This window comes from Nocardia sp. NPDC006982, assembly GCF_042869435.1.
GTDB lineage: Bacteria > Actinomycetota > Actinomycetes > Mycobacteriales > Mycobacteriaceae > Nocardia.
This window is the reverse complement of sequence record NZ_JBIAFV010000001.1, coordinates 1,017,072-1,033,711: the sequence shown is the minus strand read 5'-3', so window position 1 is coordinate 1,033,711 and position 16,640 is coordinate 1,017,072. Positions and strand designations below refer to the sequence as shown.

Annotated in this window: 17 protein-coding genes; 4 read left to right on the top strand and 13 right to left on the bottom strand. The window is 66.4% G+C overall.

Annotation, left to right across the window (positions count from 1 at the left end; genetic code table 11):
* Positions 1-6: 6 nt before the first annotated feature.
* Positions 7-2,148 carry a transketolase gene (tkt, locus tag ACFYOW_RS04525; protein WP_387284468.1) on the bottom strand — a complete coding sequence of 714 codons (2,142 nt, stop codon included), beginning with the start codon at positions 2,146-2,148 and terminating at the stop codon, positions 7-9.
* Between the two features lie 306 nt (positions 2,149-2,454).
* Here tkt and ACFYOW_RS04520 point away from each other — a divergent pair, with 306 nt between their 5' ends.
* The gene (locus ACFYOW_RS04520) at positions 2,455-3,444 is read left to right on the top strand and encodes a heme o synthase (protein WP_387284466.1); all 990 of its coding nucleotides are present in this window, start codon (positions 2,455-2,457) and stop codon (positions 3,442-3,444) included.
* A 1-nt stretch (position 3,445) separates the two neighbouring features.
* Here the strand turns inward: ACFYOW_RS04520 and ACFYOW_RS04515 are convergent, their stop codons facing one another.
* The gene (locus ACFYOW_RS04515; protein WP_387284464.1) at positions 3,446-4,867 is read right to left on the bottom strand and encodes an FAD-dependent monooxygenase; all 1,422 of its coding nucleotides are present in this window, start codon (positions 4,865-4,867) and stop codon (positions 3,446-3,448) included.
* 40 nt (positions 4,868-4,907) lie between these two features.
* Complete coding sequence (locus ACFYOW_RS04510; RefSeq protein ID WP_387284462.1) at positions 4,908-5,882, bottom strand: zinc-binding dehydrogenase; 975 nt, start codon at positions 5,880-5,882, stop codon at positions 4,908-4,910.
* Between the two features lie 85 nt (positions 5,883-5,967).
* Here ACFYOW_RS04510 and ACFYOW_RS04505 point away from each other — a divergent pair, with 85 nt between their 5' ends.
* Positions 5,968-6,570: a TetR/AcrR family transcriptional regulator gene (locus tag ACFYOW_RS04505; protein ID WP_387284460.1), complete on the top strand. Its 603-nt coding sequence runs from the start codon at positions 5,968-5,970 to the stop codon at positions 6,568-6,570.
* 268 nt (positions 6,571-6,838) lie between these two features.
* Here ACFYOW_RS04505 and ACFYOW_RS04500 read toward each other — a convergent pair whose 3' ends face one another.
* Entirely contained in the window at positions 6,839-7,804 is a 966-nt protein-coding gene (locus ACFYOW_RS04500) for a quinone oxidoreductase family protein (RefSeq protein WP_387284458.1), read from the bottom strand.
* Between the two features lie 61 nt (positions 7,805-7,865).
* On the opposite strand from ACFYOW_RS04500, the gene ACFYOW_RS04495 reads away from it, so the two are divergent.
* Positions 7,866-8,213 carry a hypothetical protein gene (locus ACFYOW_RS04495; RefSeq protein WP_387284456.1) on the top strand — a complete coding sequence of 116 codons (348 nt, stop codon included), beginning with the start codon at positions 7,866-7,868 and terminating at the stop codon, positions 8,211-8,213.
* 5 nt (positions 8,214-8,218) lie between these two features.
* On the opposite strand, the gene ACFYOW_RS04490 is transcribed toward ACFYOW_RS04495, so the two are convergent.
* The 4 genes from ACFYOW_RS04490 to ACFYOW_RS04475 all read right to left on the bottom strand — a co-directional run bounded on the left by ACFYOW_RS04490 (position 8,219) and on the right by ACFYOW_RS04475 (position 11,522).
* Complete coding sequence (locus ACFYOW_RS04490) at positions 8,219-8,896, bottom strand: respiratory nitrate reductase subunit gamma (protein ID WP_387284454.1); 678 nt, start codon at positions 8,894-8,896, stop codon at positions 8,219-8,221.
* A gap of 143 nt (positions 8,897-9,039) precedes the next feature.
* Complete coding sequence (locus ACFYOW_RS04485; protein WP_040692021.1) at positions 9,040-10,491, bottom strand: flotillin family protein; 1,452 nt, start codon at positions 10,489-10,491, stop codon at positions 9,040-9,042.
* A 9-nt stretch (positions 10,492-10,500) separates the two neighbouring features.
* Entirely contained in the window at positions 10,501-10,710 is a 210-nt protein-coding gene (locus tag ACFYOW_RS04480) for a hypothetical protein (RefSeq protein ID WP_218007608.1), read from the bottom strand.
* Positions 10,711-10,829: 119 nt separating this feature from the next.
* The gene (locus ACFYOW_RS04475) at positions 10,830-11,522 is read right to left on the bottom strand and encodes a type 1 glutamine amidotransferase domain-containing protein (protein WP_387284451.1); all 693 of its coding nucleotides are present in this window, start codon (positions 11,520-11,522) and stop codon (positions 10,830-10,832) included.
* 186 nt (positions 11,523-11,708) lie between these two features.
* Between ACFYOW_RS04475 and ACFYOW_RS04470 the strand changes: the two genes are divergently transcribed.
* Positions 11,709-12,545 carry a hypothetical protein gene (locus ACFYOW_RS04470; protein WP_387284449.1) on the top strand — a complete coding sequence of 279 codons (837 nt, stop codon included), beginning with the start codon at positions 11,709-11,711 and terminating at the stop codon, positions 12,543-12,545.
* Between the two features lie 22 nt (positions 12,546-12,567).
* Here the strand turns inward: ACFYOW_RS04470 and ACFYOW_RS04465 are convergent, their stop codons facing one another.
* The 5 genes from ACFYOW_RS04465 to ACFYOW_RS04445 form a co-directional block, all read right to left on the bottom strand.
* Positions 12,568-13,479 carry an NAD(P)-dependent oxidoreductase gene (locus ACFYOW_RS04465; RefSeq protein WP_387284448.1) on the bottom strand — a complete coding sequence of 304 codons (912 nt, stop codon included), beginning with the start codon at positions 13,477-13,479 and terminating at the stop codon, positions 12,568-12,570.
* A 10-nt stretch (positions 13,480-13,489) separates the two neighbouring features.
* Entirely contained in the window at positions 13,490-13,705 is a 216-nt protein-coding gene (locus tag ACFYOW_RS04460) for a hypothetical protein (protein ID WP_387286097.1), read from the bottom strand.
* 167 nt (positions 13,706-13,872) lie between these two features.
* The gene (locus tag ACFYOW_RS04455; protein ID WP_387284446.1) at positions 13,873-14,847 is read right to left on the bottom strand and encodes a heme A synthase; all 975 of its coding nucleotides are present in this window, start codon (positions 14,845-14,847) and stop codon (positions 13,873-13,875) included.
* Positions 14,848-14,914: 67 nt separating this feature from the next.
* Positions 14,915-15,706 (bottom strand): ABC transporter permease, encoded by a 792-nt coding sequence (locus ACFYOW_RS04450; RefSeq protein WP_387284444.1) that lies wholly within the window; start codon positions 15,704-15,706, stop codon positions 14,915-14,917.
* Complete coding sequence (locus ACFYOW_RS04445; RefSeq protein WP_387284442.1) at positions 15,703-16,638, bottom strand: ABC transporter ATP-binding protein; 936 nt, start codon at positions 16,636-16,638, stop codon at positions 15,703-15,705. The genes ACFYOW_RS04450 and ACFYOW_RS04445 overlap by 4 nt, the downstream gene beginning before the upstream one ends.
* Positions 16,639-16,640 lie beyond the last annotated feature (2 nt).

Here is a 16,640-nt window from a genome sequence, read left to right as displayed (position 1 = left end):
GAGCTCTTATCCCTTCACGTTTTCCAGGGTGCGCTGCGCGGCAGCGACTACGGCTTCCGCGGTGATACCGAACTCGCGGAACAGGGTCTTGAAATCGGCCGAGGCACCGAAGTGCTCGATCGAAACGATCTCGCCCGCGTCACCCGTGAACCGGTACCACGGCATCGCGATACCGGCCTCGACGGCCACGCGAGCGGCTACCGCCGGCGGCAGCACCTCGTCCCGATATGCCTTGTCCTGCGCGTCGAACCACTCCACACACGGCATCGAGACCACGCGGGTGCCGATGCCCTGCGCCTCCAGCGTAGTGCGGGCGGCGACTGCGAGTTGGAGCTCGGATCCGGTCGCGATCAGGATTACCTGCGGGGTGCCGGTGGACGCCTCGGCCAGCACGTAGCCACCCTTCTTGACACCCTCGTAGCTGGTGCCTTCGACGATCGGCAGATCCTGGCGGGTCAGCGCGAGCGCGGACGGCCCGTCCTGGTGGGCCGGTTCGGAGACCGAGAAGTGCGAGGTGTGCTCGCTGCTGTCGCGCTCGAGGATGGTGCGCCAGGCGTAGGTGGTCTCGTTGGCGTCGCCGGGGCGGACCACATTCAGGCCCGGAATCGCGCGCAGCGCCGCCAGATGTTCGATCGGCTGATGCGTCGGGCCGTCTTCACCGAGGCCGATGGAGTCGTGCGTCCACACGTAGATCGCGGGCACCCGCATCAGGGCGGCCAGGCGCACGGCCGGGCGCATGTAGTCGGAGAAGACCAGGAAGGTGCCGCCGTACGGACGGGTCGGTCCGTGCAGGGCGATGCCGTTCAGGATCGCGCCCATGGCGTGCTCGCGCACACCGAAGTGCAGGGTGCGGCCGTACGGGTTGGCCTTCCACATGCCGGTCGAGATCGACTCCGGACCGAAGCTCGGCGCGTCGGGCATGGTGGTGTTGTTGGATTCGGCGAGGTCGGCCGAACCGCCCCACAGCTCCGGCAGCACCGGCGCCAGCGCGGCGAGTACCTTGCCGGACGCCTTGCGGGTGGCCATACCCTTCGGATCCGCCTCGTAGGTCGGCAGATTCGCGGCCCAGCCTGCGGGCAGCTCACGCTTGGCGAGCCGATCGAACAGCGCCTTGTTCTGCGGGTTCGCGGCGGCCCACGCGTCGAACTGCCGCTGCCAGGCCGCGTGCGCCTGCCGGCCGCGCTCGACGACCTTGCGGGTGTGCGCGATGACGTCGTCGTCGACCTGGAAGTTCTTTTCCGGGTCGAACCCGAGGATCTTCTTGGTGGCGGCCACTTCGTCGGCCCCGAGTGCGGCACCGTGCGCGGCGCCGGTGTTCATCTTGTTCGGGGCGGGGAAGCCGATGATGGTGCGCAGCACGATGATCGACGGTTTACCGGTCTCGGCCTTGGCCGCGGCCAGCGCCGCCTCGATGGCGACGACGTCCTCGCCGCCCTCGACCACCTGCACGTGCCAACCATAGGCCGCGTAGCGCTCGGCGACATCCTCGGTGAAGGCGATGGTGGTGTCGTCCTCGATGGAGATCTTGTTGTCGTCGTAGATCACGACCAGGTTGCCCAGCTGCTGGGTGCCCGCGAGCGAGGAGGCCTCGGAGGTGACGCCCTCCTCCATATCACCGTCGGAGGCGATGACGTAGATGAAGTGGTCGAACGGGCTGGTGCCCGGTGCGGCGTCCGGGTCGAACAGACCGCGCTCGCGCCGTGCCGCCATCGCCATACCGACCGCGGCGGCCAGACCCTGACCCAGCGGGCCGGTGGTGATCTCGACGCCGTCGGTGTGGCGGAATTCGGGGTGGCCCGGGGTAAGCGAGCCCCACTTGCGCAGGTGCTCGAGATCGTTCAGCTCCAGACCGTATCCGGCCAGGTAGAGCTGGATGTACTGGGTGATGCTGGAGTGGCCGCAGGACAGTACGAAGCGGTCCCGGCCGACCCAGCTCGGATCGCTCGGGTCCAGGCGCATGGTGCGCTGGTAGAGCGTGTAGGCCAGCGGTGCGAGGCTCATCGCGGTCCCGGGGTGCCCGTTCCCGGCGTTCTGCACCGAATCGGCGGCCAGAACCCGAACGGTGTCGACGGCCTTGGTGTCCAGATCCGTCCAGTCGTCCGGGTGGTGCGGCTGAGTGAGGGCGCGGATGTCGTCTGTCACTGACACGACCGAGGTTCTCCTGACATTGTTTCGTCGACGGTGGCGGAGGGGTGCGCGCACGGCAGCTGTGGAATGCGAACCGGGTTTACCCCAACCACCCTAGATGTGCCCGATGACCGGCATGTGAGGAACCCGGCATAGTTCGGGTGTCGAATCGCTGCGACAGCGTGCCGGAGCGAGGGGCTATGGAAAGAAGGCTGTGCGGCTGGGTCTACCATCGTGTGTAGTAGTTGCCGCCTCGCACCAGCTCGAGCAGGGGAGCGCGGCGGCGGTTTCATGCCGGATGCGATGCACAGCGTGCGAGGAGAGACAGTGCGGATTGGGCAACAGCCGGGTGGCAATGGTGCACACGGCTCCTCCGCGACGGCGCTGGCCGACCGGTTGACCGGCGATGGCCTGCTGTCCCGACTACTGCGGCGACCCCTCGCCTATATCGCGTTGACCAAGCCGCGCGTCATCGAGTTGTTGCTGGTCGCGACCATTCCGACGATGCTGCTGGCCGATCGCGGCCATGTCGACATCCGGCTGATCCTGGTCACGCTGTTCGGCGGTTGGATGGGCGCGGCGAGCGCCAATACGCTCAACTGCGTCGCCGATGCCGATATCGACAAGGTGATGAAGCGGACGGCGAAGCGGCCGCTGGCCAGGGATGCCGTGCCGACCTCGCATGCCTTCGTCTTCGGTGTCACGCTCGGTATCGGCTCCTTCGCCTGGCTGTGGTGGCAGGCGAATCTGCTCAGTGGCCTGCTGGTCGTCGCGACGATCCTGTTCTACGTGTTCGTGTACACCCTCGGCCTCAAGCGCCGGACCTCGCAGAATGTGGTGTGGGGCGGCGCGGCCGGATGTATGCCCGCGCTGGTCGGCTGGTCGGCGGCCACCGGAAATATCGGTTGGCCCGCGATCGCGCTGTTCGGTGTCATCTTCTTCTGGACGCCGCCGCACACCTGGGCGCTGGCCATGCGCTACAAGGAGGACTACCGCGCGGCCGGTGTGCCGATGCTGCCGGTCGTGGCCACCGAGCAGGCCGTCACCAAGCAGATCGTCATCTACACCTGGCTCACCGTGCTCACCACTCTCGCGCTGGTCCCCGCGACCGGTGTGGTCTACGCGGCCGTCGCGCTGGTGGCCGGAGCGTGGTTCCTGCTCATGGCGCACCAGCTGTACTCCGGTGTGCGGCGCGGTGAATCGGTGAAGCCGCTGCGACTGTTCCTGCAGTCCAACAACTATCTGGCCGTGGTGTTCTGTGGTCTCGCGGTGGATTCGGTGCTCGGGTGGGACACGATCGGCAGCTTCTTCGGCTGAATCAGCCGATATATCCGTCGGGCCGGACTCGTACGGGGGTGCCGTCGACCGCGTCATAGGCGGTGAAGGCGTGACCGTCGACATCCACGACGTACTGTCCGGTCGCCTTGTCGCCGGGACGGATCACCGTATATACCTCGACCCCGGGTTCGGGCGGTACGTTGGTTTCGCCGAACGACAGCAGCGTCGCATGCGGTCCGCGGAACAGGTCGAACAGTCGAAGCGGCCGCCCCTCGGCATCTTTGACCGGTGCGTCGGGTGCGCGATCACCGGCGACCAGCACGCCGTGCTCGGCGGGATCTCGGTAGCTGATATCCAATTGACGCGTCTCCTCGCCGCGCTGCATGGCGTCCTCGGCGCCGTCGACCAGCTTGTCCAGCAGTTCGGTACTGATCCCGAGCACCCGTGCGGCCACTGTGCGACGTTCGGATTCGTAACTGTCCAGCAGTGATTCGTCGCCTGCGACGGCGGTGGCGAGCTTCCAGCCGAGGTTGTAGGCATCCTGGATACCGGTGTTCATGCCCTGTCCGCCGGTGGGCGGATGCACATGCGCGGCGTCGCCCGCGAGGAATACCCGCCCCTCCCGGAACCGTTGCGCCAGACGGATATTCGGCCGCCACACCGTCGCCCAGGTGAGATCGGTCAGGACGATACCCAGATTTCCGGCATAGCGGTCGACGAATTCCTGTAGCACCTCGATGGTGGGCTCGGCATCGGTGTCCAATGGCGCACCGAACTGGAACTGGCTGCCACCGGGCAACGGGGACAACATGATTCCCTCCATCGGCCGACCGGCCGCGGCGAACCAGTAGCCGTAGTCGTGATCGAGTGCATCGGCGCCGACATCGCCCAGCAGCATCCGGATCGAATCGTCGGTGGTGCCTTCGAACGGAATGCCGAGCGTCTTGCGGACGGTGCTTTTCCCGCCGTCCGCACCGACCAGATAGGCGACACGCAACGTCTCGACGACACCGTCGTGCGCCAATTCGACGCTGACGCCCGTCTCGTCCTGTTCGAAACTGACCAGCGCCGTGGCGAGTTCGACGCGAACGCCGAACTCCGCAAGCCGGTCACGCAGTATCGCCTCGGTCCGCGACTGGCCGAGTACCCAGAGGTTGGGGTAGGGGATCGAGGGCGTCGGCTCGACCGGTTCGGCCATCCGATGTTCGCCCGCGAATTCACCGCCGAAGTACGCGCGGATCACCGGTGACGGTGATCCGGCCCCGCGGACCGCATCGAGCACGCCGAGGTCGTCGAAAACCTCGAGCGTGCGCGGCTGGATACCGTCGCCGCGTGATCCGGCGAAGAATTCGCCAGCCCGGTCGATGATGCGCACCGGAATATTGCGGCGGGCCAAGTCGATGGCGAGGGTGAGGCCGGTGGGTCCGGCGCCCGCGATGAGTACTTGCGTGTGGTCGTGCACGATGTCTCCGTACTGAATTGTGTTGGTTACCGTCGATGGATCAATCCCGGACGACGACTACCCGGGCGTCGCCGAATTGCGCGGCGGCCCACGCGTCTTCGATCTTCGAGAGCGGGAACTCCTGCACGGCGGTGTCCAACCGGCCATCGGCGATCAACTGCATGTACTCGGGGATCGCGGCGAGAATCGACCGCACCGACGCGGATCCGGCCCCACTACCGGAGATCGTGATGCGACGGCTGCGCAACAGCGCCGCCGGAACGGCCGCCTCGGCACCTGCCGTGGCGCCGATCTGGATGTATGCGATATCCGCGTCGTCCTCGGTCAGGCCATGGCGTCCGAGCGCCGCGAAGGCGGCCTCGGCCGGTGCGCCCCACACATAGTCGAGCACCAGGGACGGCGCCTCGGTGCCGGTCGCCTCGGCCAGTGCCGACGCGGTGGCGTCCTTGTCGTCCTGCAGCGTGACCGCGGTCGCGCCGTATCCCGCCGCCCGCTCGAGTGCCGACGGATTGCGTCCGGCGGCGATCACCCGGTCCGCGCCGAGCGCGAAGGCGTTCTGCACGGCCAGCAGGCCCGCGGCCCCGGTGGCGCCGAGGATCAGCACGGTGCCGAGTTTCTGGGTTGGTAGTGCGTCGCGGCGCTCGCGCAGGACCAGCCACGAGGACAACCCGGGGTTGAGGCCGCCGGCGATCCGCGTGGGATCGGCGCCGGTCGGGAGCGGAATCCGCATCCGCGTGGGCATCGCCATGCGTTCGGCCAGCGTGCCGTATGGAGCCTGCGGGAAACCGGTGTAGACGAGCGTGCCGTCGGCGGTGCGCGCCACCGCATCGATGCCCGGGATCAGGGGGTAGGCGTCGATGCTGCCGTAGTGCGTACCGGCCGCCAGCGATCGAACGATCGGATGAATGCCCGCCGCCACCAGCTCGACCAGTTCTCGGCCTTCGGTCACCTCCGGCTCGTCGAAGTCGGCATACACAGGAATCTCGCCGGCGCTGCGCAGGACGGCTGCTTTCACGATCATCACCAATCTGAATTGAAATTCACTGAATCTGAATTCAGTATGGAGGTTGATAGGTTTTCGTGTCAAGGAGGTGGTGCGAGTGACGTCGAGTCGCCGGGAAAAGTCCGCAGAGACCGAACAGGCACTGAAGGATGCGGCGCGGCGGGTGTTCGCCGAACGCGGCTACTTGAACAGCAAGATCACCGACATCACTGCGGCCGCCGGGCGTGCGGCCGGGTCGTTCTACAACCACTTCGCGAGCAAGGAGGAGCTACTCCAGGCGCTGCTGAACGATCTGGCGAGTGCGGGCGACGAGCGCGCGGAGCAGCCCGAACACATATCCGATTTCAGTGATCCGGAGGCGGTGCGGTATCACATCGCCGGTTACTGGTCCTTCTCGCGGGAACATGGGGCGGTGATGCGCGCGATTACTCAGGCGGCAATAGTCAGCGAGGACTTCGCCCGGGTGCTCGGACAGTTCGGGGTAGAACAGCGCGCGGATATCGCCGATCACCTGGATGGTCTGGCCGACAAGGGATTACGGCTGCCGAGCAGCGTCGATGCCAGTCTGGCAATGATGTTCCAGGTCACCCGGGGGATGTTGGCTGCGGTCGAGGACGGTTCCGTCACGCTGACGGATGAACAGGCGATCGAGGGTTTGACGCGGTTTATTTACCGTGGTCTGACCGGGCAGGACTACTGATCCGGCAAATCTGGTTGCCGGGCAGCCGAAACCGGCTCGGCAACACCGGAGGGTGTGAATCGAGCTGACGGGCATCGGAACCGATCGGACGGCGGTCGGAAGTGCGAATCTGGTTGCCGTGTAGCGGAATCGATCAGGTAGGGGCCGGGGGTGTGGATCAAGCTACTGGGCAGAACCTTATCGGTACTGTCTGGGGTGTGAATTAGGCTGCTGGGCAATGGATTCCAGGTGCCAACGGCCGCGCTGGTGCACGGCCGTTGGCACAGGGTTACGGCAGCAGGACGATCGACCCGGTGGTCTTGCGGCCTTCGAGATCGCGGTGCGCCTGCTCGGCGTCGGCCAGCGGATATGTAGCGCCGATCCGCACATGCAGCGTTCCGTCGGCGATCGCATTGAGGATATCGGTTGCGCGCCAGAGCAATTCGGCCCGGTCACGGGTGTAGTGCACCAGCGTGGGGCGGGTGACGAACAGCGACCCTGCGGGGTTGAGACGCTGCAGGTCGAAAGGCGGTACCGGGCCGCTGGCCGCGCCGAAAAGTGCCAGCATGCCGCGCACCCGCAAAGACGCGAGGCTGGCCTCGAAGGTGGCCGCGCCGACGCCGTCGTATACGGCCGCGACGCCGACGCCCTCGGTGCGTGCACGAACCTGATCTGCGAGATCATCGCTGTAGCGCAGCACCTCGCTCGCGCCCGCCTCACGGGACAGTTTTTCCTTCGCGTCCGAGGAGACGGTGGTGATCACCCGCACCCCGCGCGCGGCTGCGAGCTGGGTGAGCATAAGGCCGACGCCGCCCGCGCCCGCGTGCACGAGCACGGTTTCGCCGGGTTCGGGCTTGTAGATCGATTCGATCAGGTAGTGCGCGGTCATACCCTGCAGCAGCGCCGAGGCGGCGACCGGTGCGTCGACACCGTCGGGCACCTTGACCGCGACCGCCGCAGGTACCGCGACCCGCTGGGCATAGCTGCCGGGTGCGGCCGCCCAGGCGACCCGGTCGCCGACTGCGAATTCGGTCACATTCGTGCCGACCTCGGCCACCACGCCGGTGCCCTCGGCGCCCGGAATATAGGGCACCGCCTGCGGGTAGCGGCCGGCGCGGATATAGGTATCGATGAAGTTGATGCCGATCGCCTCGGTGTCGACGAGCAGCTGATCCGGACCGATCCGCGGATCCGGCACCTCGCCGTAGTTCAGGACTTCGGGACCGCCGTGCTCGGAAACCTGAATAGCGCGCATGAGATCCGTTCTACACCCACGGGGGCTGGACCCGAACGTACCGGTCAGTAAACTAACCGCCATGAGTGTTGAAGCTGCCGCCCCAGTCCAGCTGTCGGGTTCCCTGGTGGATTCGGTAAAGGGATTCGTCGCCGAGCACGGCGGCTCCGCCACTGCTGTACTGCAGCCGATCGGCCGCGCGGGCGTGCGCGTGACCCTGATCGGCTCCGACGGTGTCCTCGGTGACCGCGTGGTCGATGATCTGGCGACCGCCAAGGAATTGGTCGAGACCATCAATGGCCTGACCGAGGCCGATGAATGGGATCGCGAGCTGATCTCGGTGGTCACCCCGCGCAAGGGACACTGGGCCAAGATGGCCGGTTGGGTCGCCCGGCAGACCCGTTTTCCCAAGGCGCGCAACGAGAACTGAGCCGTTCAGCCGCCCGTGGTCGCGCCGTTCAATTCGCGAGTCTCGCGTGGGACGGCGCGCAGGATCCGCCGCACGACCGGGCCCGCGAAGATGCCCGCGAGCCGGGTGAATGGCCAGATGCCGAGGACCAGCAGCAGGATCAGACCCCGCGCCTGGTAGATGAGCGGTGCATGCTGCATGGCCTCGGGATTCGGATCGATGGTGACCAGCGAGCGGAACCACGCGAAAAGCGTTTCGCCGGTGCGATATTCGCGCGCCACCGTGGTCGGATCGTATTCGATGATCACCCCGGAAAGCAGTGCGGCCGTCAGGGTCGGGAAGGTTATGCGGTCCAGCGGGGTGATCACCGGACGCGACGGACCCGCTATCAGATCCGGTAGGAACAGCAATACCGCCCCGATCGTGGCAGCGGCGACGCCGCCGATCTGCACGATCGTGGTGACCACGTGCAGCGCACCGGATGGGCGGGCGTGCGGTTCGGCGGTGATCACATTGATCAGGCGGGTGAGGACTATGAGGCAAACCCCGGACCGAAATGCCGTCGATCCGAACCGCTGGCTGCGGTCCATCTCCGGATATCGGGTATAGCTGCGGAAACCGTCGCGCCGGTAGCGCCACGCATGACCGAGCACAAATGACACGAACGCGCCATAGGGCAGCGCGATCCACAACAGCGATGTCACGCGAGTTCGCTTTCGGCTTACCGATGATCGGACGTACACCGTCGCAGAGACACCGAATGCCGAACAAGGGACCAAGGGCCCTTACCGAAGGGTACTTCGGGCGTCGGCGGCGAATCGTTCGCGGATCGCCGCCGACTCACGGTCTACTTCGGGAGTTCGACCTCGCCGTTCTGGTGCCCGTTCGTACTGAGATTCATTGCGGGCAGCAGAGATTCGCGTGCGATCGAGGTGAGCGCACCCGCCTGCTGAATGATCTCGGCCAATGCCGAGGTGACACCCTGCGCGCCGTTCAACACCGTGAACTGATCGACGTGCTCGAATGGTGCCGCCGCCGCGGCGACGATCTGCGGGAGCTTCTCGGCGATCTGCTGCGCGATGACGGCCTCCTGGTTCTGGCTCATCGCCTCGGCGCGCTGCTGGATGCCTGCGGCCTCGGCGGCCATATGCGCGCGTACGGCGTCGGCCTCGGCCAGACCCCTGGCCTTGATGGCGTCGGCCTCGGCCTGACCGGTGAGCCGGGTGGCCTCGGCTTCGGCGGCGGCCCGCAGTTTGATCGCCTCGGCCTCGGCCAGTGCCTGCATTTTCGTCTGTGCCGCAGCGGCTTCCGCGCGCAAGCGGGTCTCCTGGGCATCGGCCTCGGCCTGGCTGATCCGCGCGTCACGGCCCGCGGTGGCCAGCGTGGTCTGGCGATAGGCCTCGGCATCCGCCGGCTTGCGGATCTCGACCTGCAGCTGCTGTTCTTTCTGTTGTGCTTCGAGTTGTGCGACGCGCGTTGCCATTTCGACGACCGCCTGGCGGGCTTTGGCATCGGCGAGCGGGCCCTGCTGAGCGGCTTCCTGACTCGCGCTGTCCACCTCGGCCTGATAACCGGCCTTCTTGATCTGGGTGTCACGCATCGCGAGTGCGATCTGGGCCTGCGCTGCCTGTTCCTGTTCGATGGCCTCGCGCTCGGCATTGGCGCGGGCGATGCGGGCCTGCTGCTCGACCGCGGCCTGATGCGGAATCGCCAGGTTCGCAATGTAATTCGAGCCGCTGGCAATGGACTGAATCTGGAAGCTATCGATCACGAGGCCGAAGGACTCCATCTCCTGTGAGCACCGGTCGCGGACCTGCTCGGAGAATTTATCCTGGTCGCTGATCATATCCTCCACGGTCATCGAACCCGCGATCGCGCGCAGATGGCCGACGAAGACATTCTGCACCTTGGTTTCCAGCTCCTCGGCCGGGCGGTCCAGGAACCGACGGGCCGCATTCGCGATGGACCGGTAGTCGTCACCGACCTTGTAGACCACCACACCGGCCAGCTGCAGACTGATCTTCTGCTGACTCACACAGGGAACGGTTATCTGACTTTCGTGCGCCTCCAATGAGATTCGGCGCACCTTGGTCAGTCCGGGTGCGACCAGACTGCCGCGTCCGGTGACGATCCGGAAGCCCATGCTCTCGCCGAAGGACTGTCCTTCGCCCGCGCGGAATCCGGAGATGATCAGTGCCTCATCGGGTTCGGCGACCCGCCAGGACAGCCGGAACAGCACGGCGGCCAGGAACAGCACAACAACGGCGATGCCGACGACGACCAGTATCAGGACGTCCATGATGAACCTTCATTTCAAGGGAGTGACTTCAACCGTGCGCCCACCCAGGCTCCCGACCACGAGCACCTGGGTATGCCTCGGAATGGTTGTCGCCCCGTCGGCAGGGCGCGCGAGAAATCGCTCGGTGCCCGCCCGCACCTCGATCAGAACTTCGCCGAGATGGTCCGGCTTGATCGTCGCGGTGACGCGGGCGATCTTGCCGATCACGTCTGTCGCCACCGACACCTCCCTGCCGCGGTTCGACCACTCCACGCTAGACCTCGCGGCCACCGAGAGCCGTTGGCGCAAGCGATCTTTACGTTTCCCTTATGCCCTCTGGTCTCGCGCCCTGTCTCGCGTCAGCCCAGCGCTTTGAGGATCTCTGCGGCCAGCGGTGCCGACGATGCGGGATTCTGGCCGGTGTAGAGATTGCGATCGATCTCGATATGCGGTGCCCACGGCTCGCCCTCGCGGAAATCGACGCCGAGCTCCACGAGCCGATCCTGCAGCAGCCACTTGGCCTTATCGGCGAATCCGGCTTGTGCCTCTTCGGCATTGGTGAATCCGGTGACCTGGTAGCCGACGAACGGGGAATCGCCGTCGATGGCGGTCGCGAGCAGCGCGGCGGGCGCGTGGCAGACGACGCCCAGCGGTTTGCCCGAGGCCAGCGCGGCATTGAGCAGGGCGCCGGAGTCGGCGTTCACCGACAGATCTTCCATCGGGCCGTGTCCGCCTGGGTAGTACACGGCGTCGTAGTCGGCCAGGTCGACATCGTCGAGCCGGATCGGGCTGCGCAGTTCTGCCGCATCGGCCAGGGTGTCGGCGATCTCCGTGGCACCGTCCGCGCCGCCGTTGACCTCGGGTGCGAGACTGCCCTGGTCGACCGTCGGTACGACGCCGCCGGGAGTGGCCACCACAATCTCGTGACCCGCCGCCTTGATGGCCTTGTACGGAGCCACGACCTCTTCGGCCCAGTACCCGGTCGGATGTTTCGTGCCGTCGGCGAGCGTCCAGTAGTCGACGCCGGTCATGACGAAAAGAACCTTCGACATCGTGTGCCTCCTGATCGGGGATTAGGGTTGACGCGCTGACGCATGCGGCGTGTCAGTTCGTCGCGATGTCGACGTTAGGCACCCGTTCATCGAAGCACCAATAGGATCGCCAATAAGAGACATCGTAATATTGATGGGTCTCTGGTTCCGGGTGCGGGCGGCGTCCGGATCGTAAAGTAGGGGACGATGAACGCGGATAAGGCGAGCGAGCTGGCGGCTCGGCGGGTCGGCGCCGCGCATGCCGACGCGCAGCACCGCGTCGCGCTCGCCGAGAGCTTCTATCCGCCGCAACTGCGCGCCTACCGTCGGGCCGAAATCGCTTTTCTGCAATGGGAACTCGCTCGCGGTGTGCTGCACGCCGATACCGGCAGCCCGTGGTGGCGGGCCATCAACGACCGCTTACTGCACGACAAACTGGAGGCCGCGCTGCTGCATCACGCCGATGCCCGCGACGCGTCGACACCCGGTGCCCGGCTGTGGCTCGAATTCCTCATCGCCCCTTCGCCCGCGGCGTGGTACCGGGCGCACAATCGCAGCATCGTCGCCGGTTATCTGGAACATCAGGAGCTGGCCGCCGCGGAACTGCCCGCCGAGCGGTTGATGATCAATGTGACGCTCATGCGGGTGCTGTTCACCCACGTCCTGGTGGCGCGGCCGACGCTGGCGCTGGGCCGGTTCGGGGCCCTCGGCGGCTGGTCGGCCGATCCGCGCCGCAGTTCGGTTCGCCTGTTCCTCGACCTGCGGAACGTTTTTCCCGAGGTGTATCCGCTGTCGAATATGTCTGTCGACGCGGTGCTCGCGCTCGAGGGACGCGTGGCACGGGCGCTCGATTACGGTCTGATCGTGCCGAAGTTGGAGCAGATATATGCGTTCGCCGCGGAGCAATTGGATGAGCCGACGATCGTCGGGCTCGTCGAGAACGGCGATCCGTGCTACGCGGGGCTGCGCATCGAACGCGGGCAACTGGCATCGGATGCTTTGATCCGAACACTCGCGCGCGTCACCCGGCCGCGATTCATGTAACCGCCGTTGATCCGTGAGCGACTCAATAATCCCCGCGCACAAGGTTTTTCGGTAACTCGCCAGCCGCGAATCGGGCGATCTCCGCTGCGACAACGGCGTAGGCGCGTTCGAGACTGCCTCGGCTACTTCCCGCGACATGGGGTGTCAGCAACAGACCGGGCGCTGTCCAGAGCGGATGCTCAGGCGGCAGTGGCTCCGGGTCGGTGACATCCAGAGCTGCGCGCAATCGCCCCGAAACCAGTTCGGCCAGTAGCGCTTCGGTCCGCACGATCGGTCCGCGCGCGACATTCACCAGTACCGCGCCGTCGGCCATCGCGGCCAGGAATTCGGCATCGACCATGCCGATGGTCTGATCTGTCACCGGAACCATCAGCACGACGGCATCGAATTCGCTGAGCAGCCGCGGTAATTCGTCGACACCGTGCACACCGTCGCGGGCGGTCGTGCCGACCAGCGTCAAGGTCGCATCGAAAGCTTCTACCCTGCGGCGCAATTCGATGCCGAGATCACCCGCGCCGATGCCGAGGATCCGCTTACCCGCCAACGTATCCGTGCGATGCTGATACCAGCGTTGCTCGCGCCGCAAATCGGCGAACTCCGTCAGCTCGCGATAAATCGTGAGCAGCGCCGCGACCACCCACTCCGCGGAACTGCCGCCATGTGCACCCCGCGCATTCGACAGCAGCACCCCATCCGGCAGCCGACCGATCCACCGTTCGGCCCCGGCCGTCAGCATCTGCACCAACCGCAACTTCGGCAACCCGGCCATATCGATCGAATCGGGCCGAGCCAGAAACGCCGGAACCAGCACCTCCGCCAACTCCGCTCCCGCGGGCAGCGATTCGCCGGGCGAATACCGCACCGGGCGAATCCCATCTAGCCGGGCCAATACCCCGACTCCATAATCATCTGGCACAAGGACAGTGACCGGCATGCCTGCCAGGTTAGCCGCGTCCGCCGCCGAATTGCATCCGATCATCGGACCATACACCTTGGCCGCTGCCGCCGAAGCGCGCCAACGCCTCGAGTATCGCGTTGCGCATGGCCGGGCTGCCGATATGGCCGGAATCCTCGATGACCCGCAGTTCCGCACTAGGCCAGGCCTGCGCCAATTGCCAAGCGGTGTCGCGATCCGCGTCGGCCGCCGCTGCCCGGTCCACCGTGCACTATCCCAGCGCGGGCCTACCGTGCGGGTTACCGCTGGTCTCCCAATAGACCTGGTTTCCGTCGCCGACGTCGAGGAGTCAGCGCTCATACGGCTCGATATCCGGGAACGGTTGTGGCGCTTCGGTACTCGACGCTGATGGGCGCATCGGAACAGTGTGCGCTATGCCAACTGTTCCGCGGAGTTGGAGATCGACGCCGTGACGCGTTCGCGGGTGCGCAGGGAGGCCCAGAGGGCGGCGGTGGCGGCGGTGCAGGCCGCGGCGCCGCCGACGTGGGTGGCGACCAGGGCGGCGGGCACGTCGGTGAAGTACTGGACGACGCCGACGAGAGACTGGGCGCAGACCAGGCCGAGCAGGACGAACAGTCGGGTGCGGACGGCGGGGGTGATGCCGACGGCGAAGAGGCCGAAGGCCAAGCCGATGAGCAGTGCGAGATAGCCGACGAGCAGCTGCGAGTGCAGATGCACCAGGGTGACGATTTCGACCTGCAGGCGTTCGACCGGTCGCTCGATGCTCTTATCGCCCGCATGCGGTCCGGCGCCGGTGACCAGCGTGCCCGCGATGAGGACCCCGGCGAGCGCGACCCCGCTCAGTCCGGCGAGCCAGCGCAGTGGCGCGGGCGCCTGGATCACTTGGATGCCGTCATCGGGTTCGCTGACCTTCGCGAACATGACCACCGCGACCCACACCATCAGCATCGACGCCAGCAGATGCACCGACACCGTCCACCACAGCAGACCGGTGCGCACGGTGATGCCGCCGATGACCGCCTGCAGCACCGTGCCGCCTGGCATCAACCACGCGTACACCAGCACCTCGCGACGGCGACGGGCCCGGGTGACGGCGAGCACGATGAGCGCCGCGCACAATGTCACCGCGAAGGTCAGCATGCGGTTGCTGAATTCGACGGTCTGATGCAGCACCGGCACCTCGGCCACCCCGGTGGGGGTGAAGCTGCCCGGGAAGCACTGCGGCCAGGTCGGGCACCCGAGTCCGGACGCCGTGACCCGCACGATCGCACCGGTGACGGCGATACCCGCCTGGGAGACGATGACCGCGATGGCGATCAGTCGCTGCACCCGCAACGAGGGCAGCGGGAGCAGATCGACGAGTCGCAGGAATGCGCGATACAGCACCCAATGATGGTAGCCGGGCCACTTCGGCCAGCCGCACCCGGTCTACTACATTCCGTCGTTGGCCAGATCAATCGAAGCGGAAGAAGCGGGTGGCGAGGAAGCCGGAGACGCCGCCCCAAGCGGCGAGCACGGCGATGCCGAACCAGTCGATGCTGGTGCGCATGGCGTCTTCCAGCGTGACGGCCAGCGCCCCGGACGGCACCAACCGCACGAGCACATTCACCGCCGCGGGTAGATCGTCGGATGCGAACACGATGCTCGAGATACCGAGCATGACGAACCACAGGATATTCGCCAGTGCCAGCACGATCTCCGCCTTGAGGGTGCCGCCGAGCAGCAGACCCATAGCCGCGAAAGTGGCTGTGCCGAGCGCGATCACCAGCGCGCCGAGCGCGAGCCCGGCGAGTTCCGGTCGCCAGCCGAGCGCGAATCCGATGGCTCCCAACAGAATTGCCTGCATCACCACCACGATCAGGACCGCGGCGCTCTTGCCCGCCACAATGCCCCAGCGGGGGAGCGGGGTCGCGCCGAGGCGCTTGAGCGCGCCGTAGCGCCGGTCGAATCCGACGGCGATGGCCTGTCCGGTGAAGGCGGTCGACATGACCGCGACCATCATGACCGCGGGCACGATCTTGTCGACCCGGTCCTTGCCGAGGTCCCCGAACGGCAACAGACTGAGCCCGACCAGCAGCGTGATCGGAATGAACATGGTGAGCAGCAGCTGTTCGCCGTTGCGCAGCAACAGGATCAGCTCGAGCCGGGTCTGCGCGGTCATCATGGCGAGGCGGCTGCTCGGGCGCGGATCGGGGGTGAAAGTACCCGGCGCGAAGCGGTTCCCGGTGAGATCTGGCTGATTCATCCGCGTAGGTCCCGTCCGGTGAGTTCCAGGAAGACGTCCTCGAGGCGACGCTGATCGATCCGGATATCGGTGGCAAGCACATTCTGCTGGGCACACCACGCGGTCAGCGTCGCCAGCACCTGCGGATCGATCTCACCCTCGACCAGATACTGTCCCGGCGTCGTCTCGCGTGGCGAGAAGCCTTCCGGTAGAGCGGTTTTCAACAGGCGCAAATCGAGTTTCGGCGGGGCGGTGAAACGCAGCTGCCCGGCCGCGCCGTGTGCGGTGACCTCGGCGGGTGTTCCGGAGGCGACGATCTGTCCGTGATCGATGATCACCAGTTGGTCGGCCAGTTGCTCGGCCTCGTCCATCATGTGGGTGGTGAGCAGCACCGTGACCCCGTCACGGCGCAGCGCGTCGATCAGCTCCCACACGATGAGCCGGGCCTGCGCGTCCAGGCCTGCGGTCGGTTCGTCGAGGAAGACGATCTCCGGCTTCCCGACCAGCGCGCAGGCCAGGGCGAGTCGCTGCTGCTGGCCGCCGGACAGCCGTCGGTACGGAGTGCGCCGGTTGTCCTGCAGGCCAAGGGTTTTCAGCAACCACTCGGGATCGAGCGGGTCAGCCGAGTAGGCGGCGACCAGATCGAGCATCTCGCCCGCGCGCGCACCCGGGTACGCGCCACCGCCCTGCAGCATGACGCCGATGCGCGGTCGCAACCGGTCGGAGTCGGCGATCGGATCGAGTCCGAGCACCCGGACCGAACCGGCATCCGGGGTTTTGAACCCCTCGCACATTTCGACCGTGGTGGTCTTGCCCGCACCGTTCGGGCCGAGTAAGGCCAGCACCTGTGCCCGTTCGACCGCGAAGCTGATCCCGGCGACGGCGGCGGTTTCGCCGTAACGTTTGACGACGCCGTCGATACAGACGGCGGGTTCCGAGGCTGCGGTCACCATCG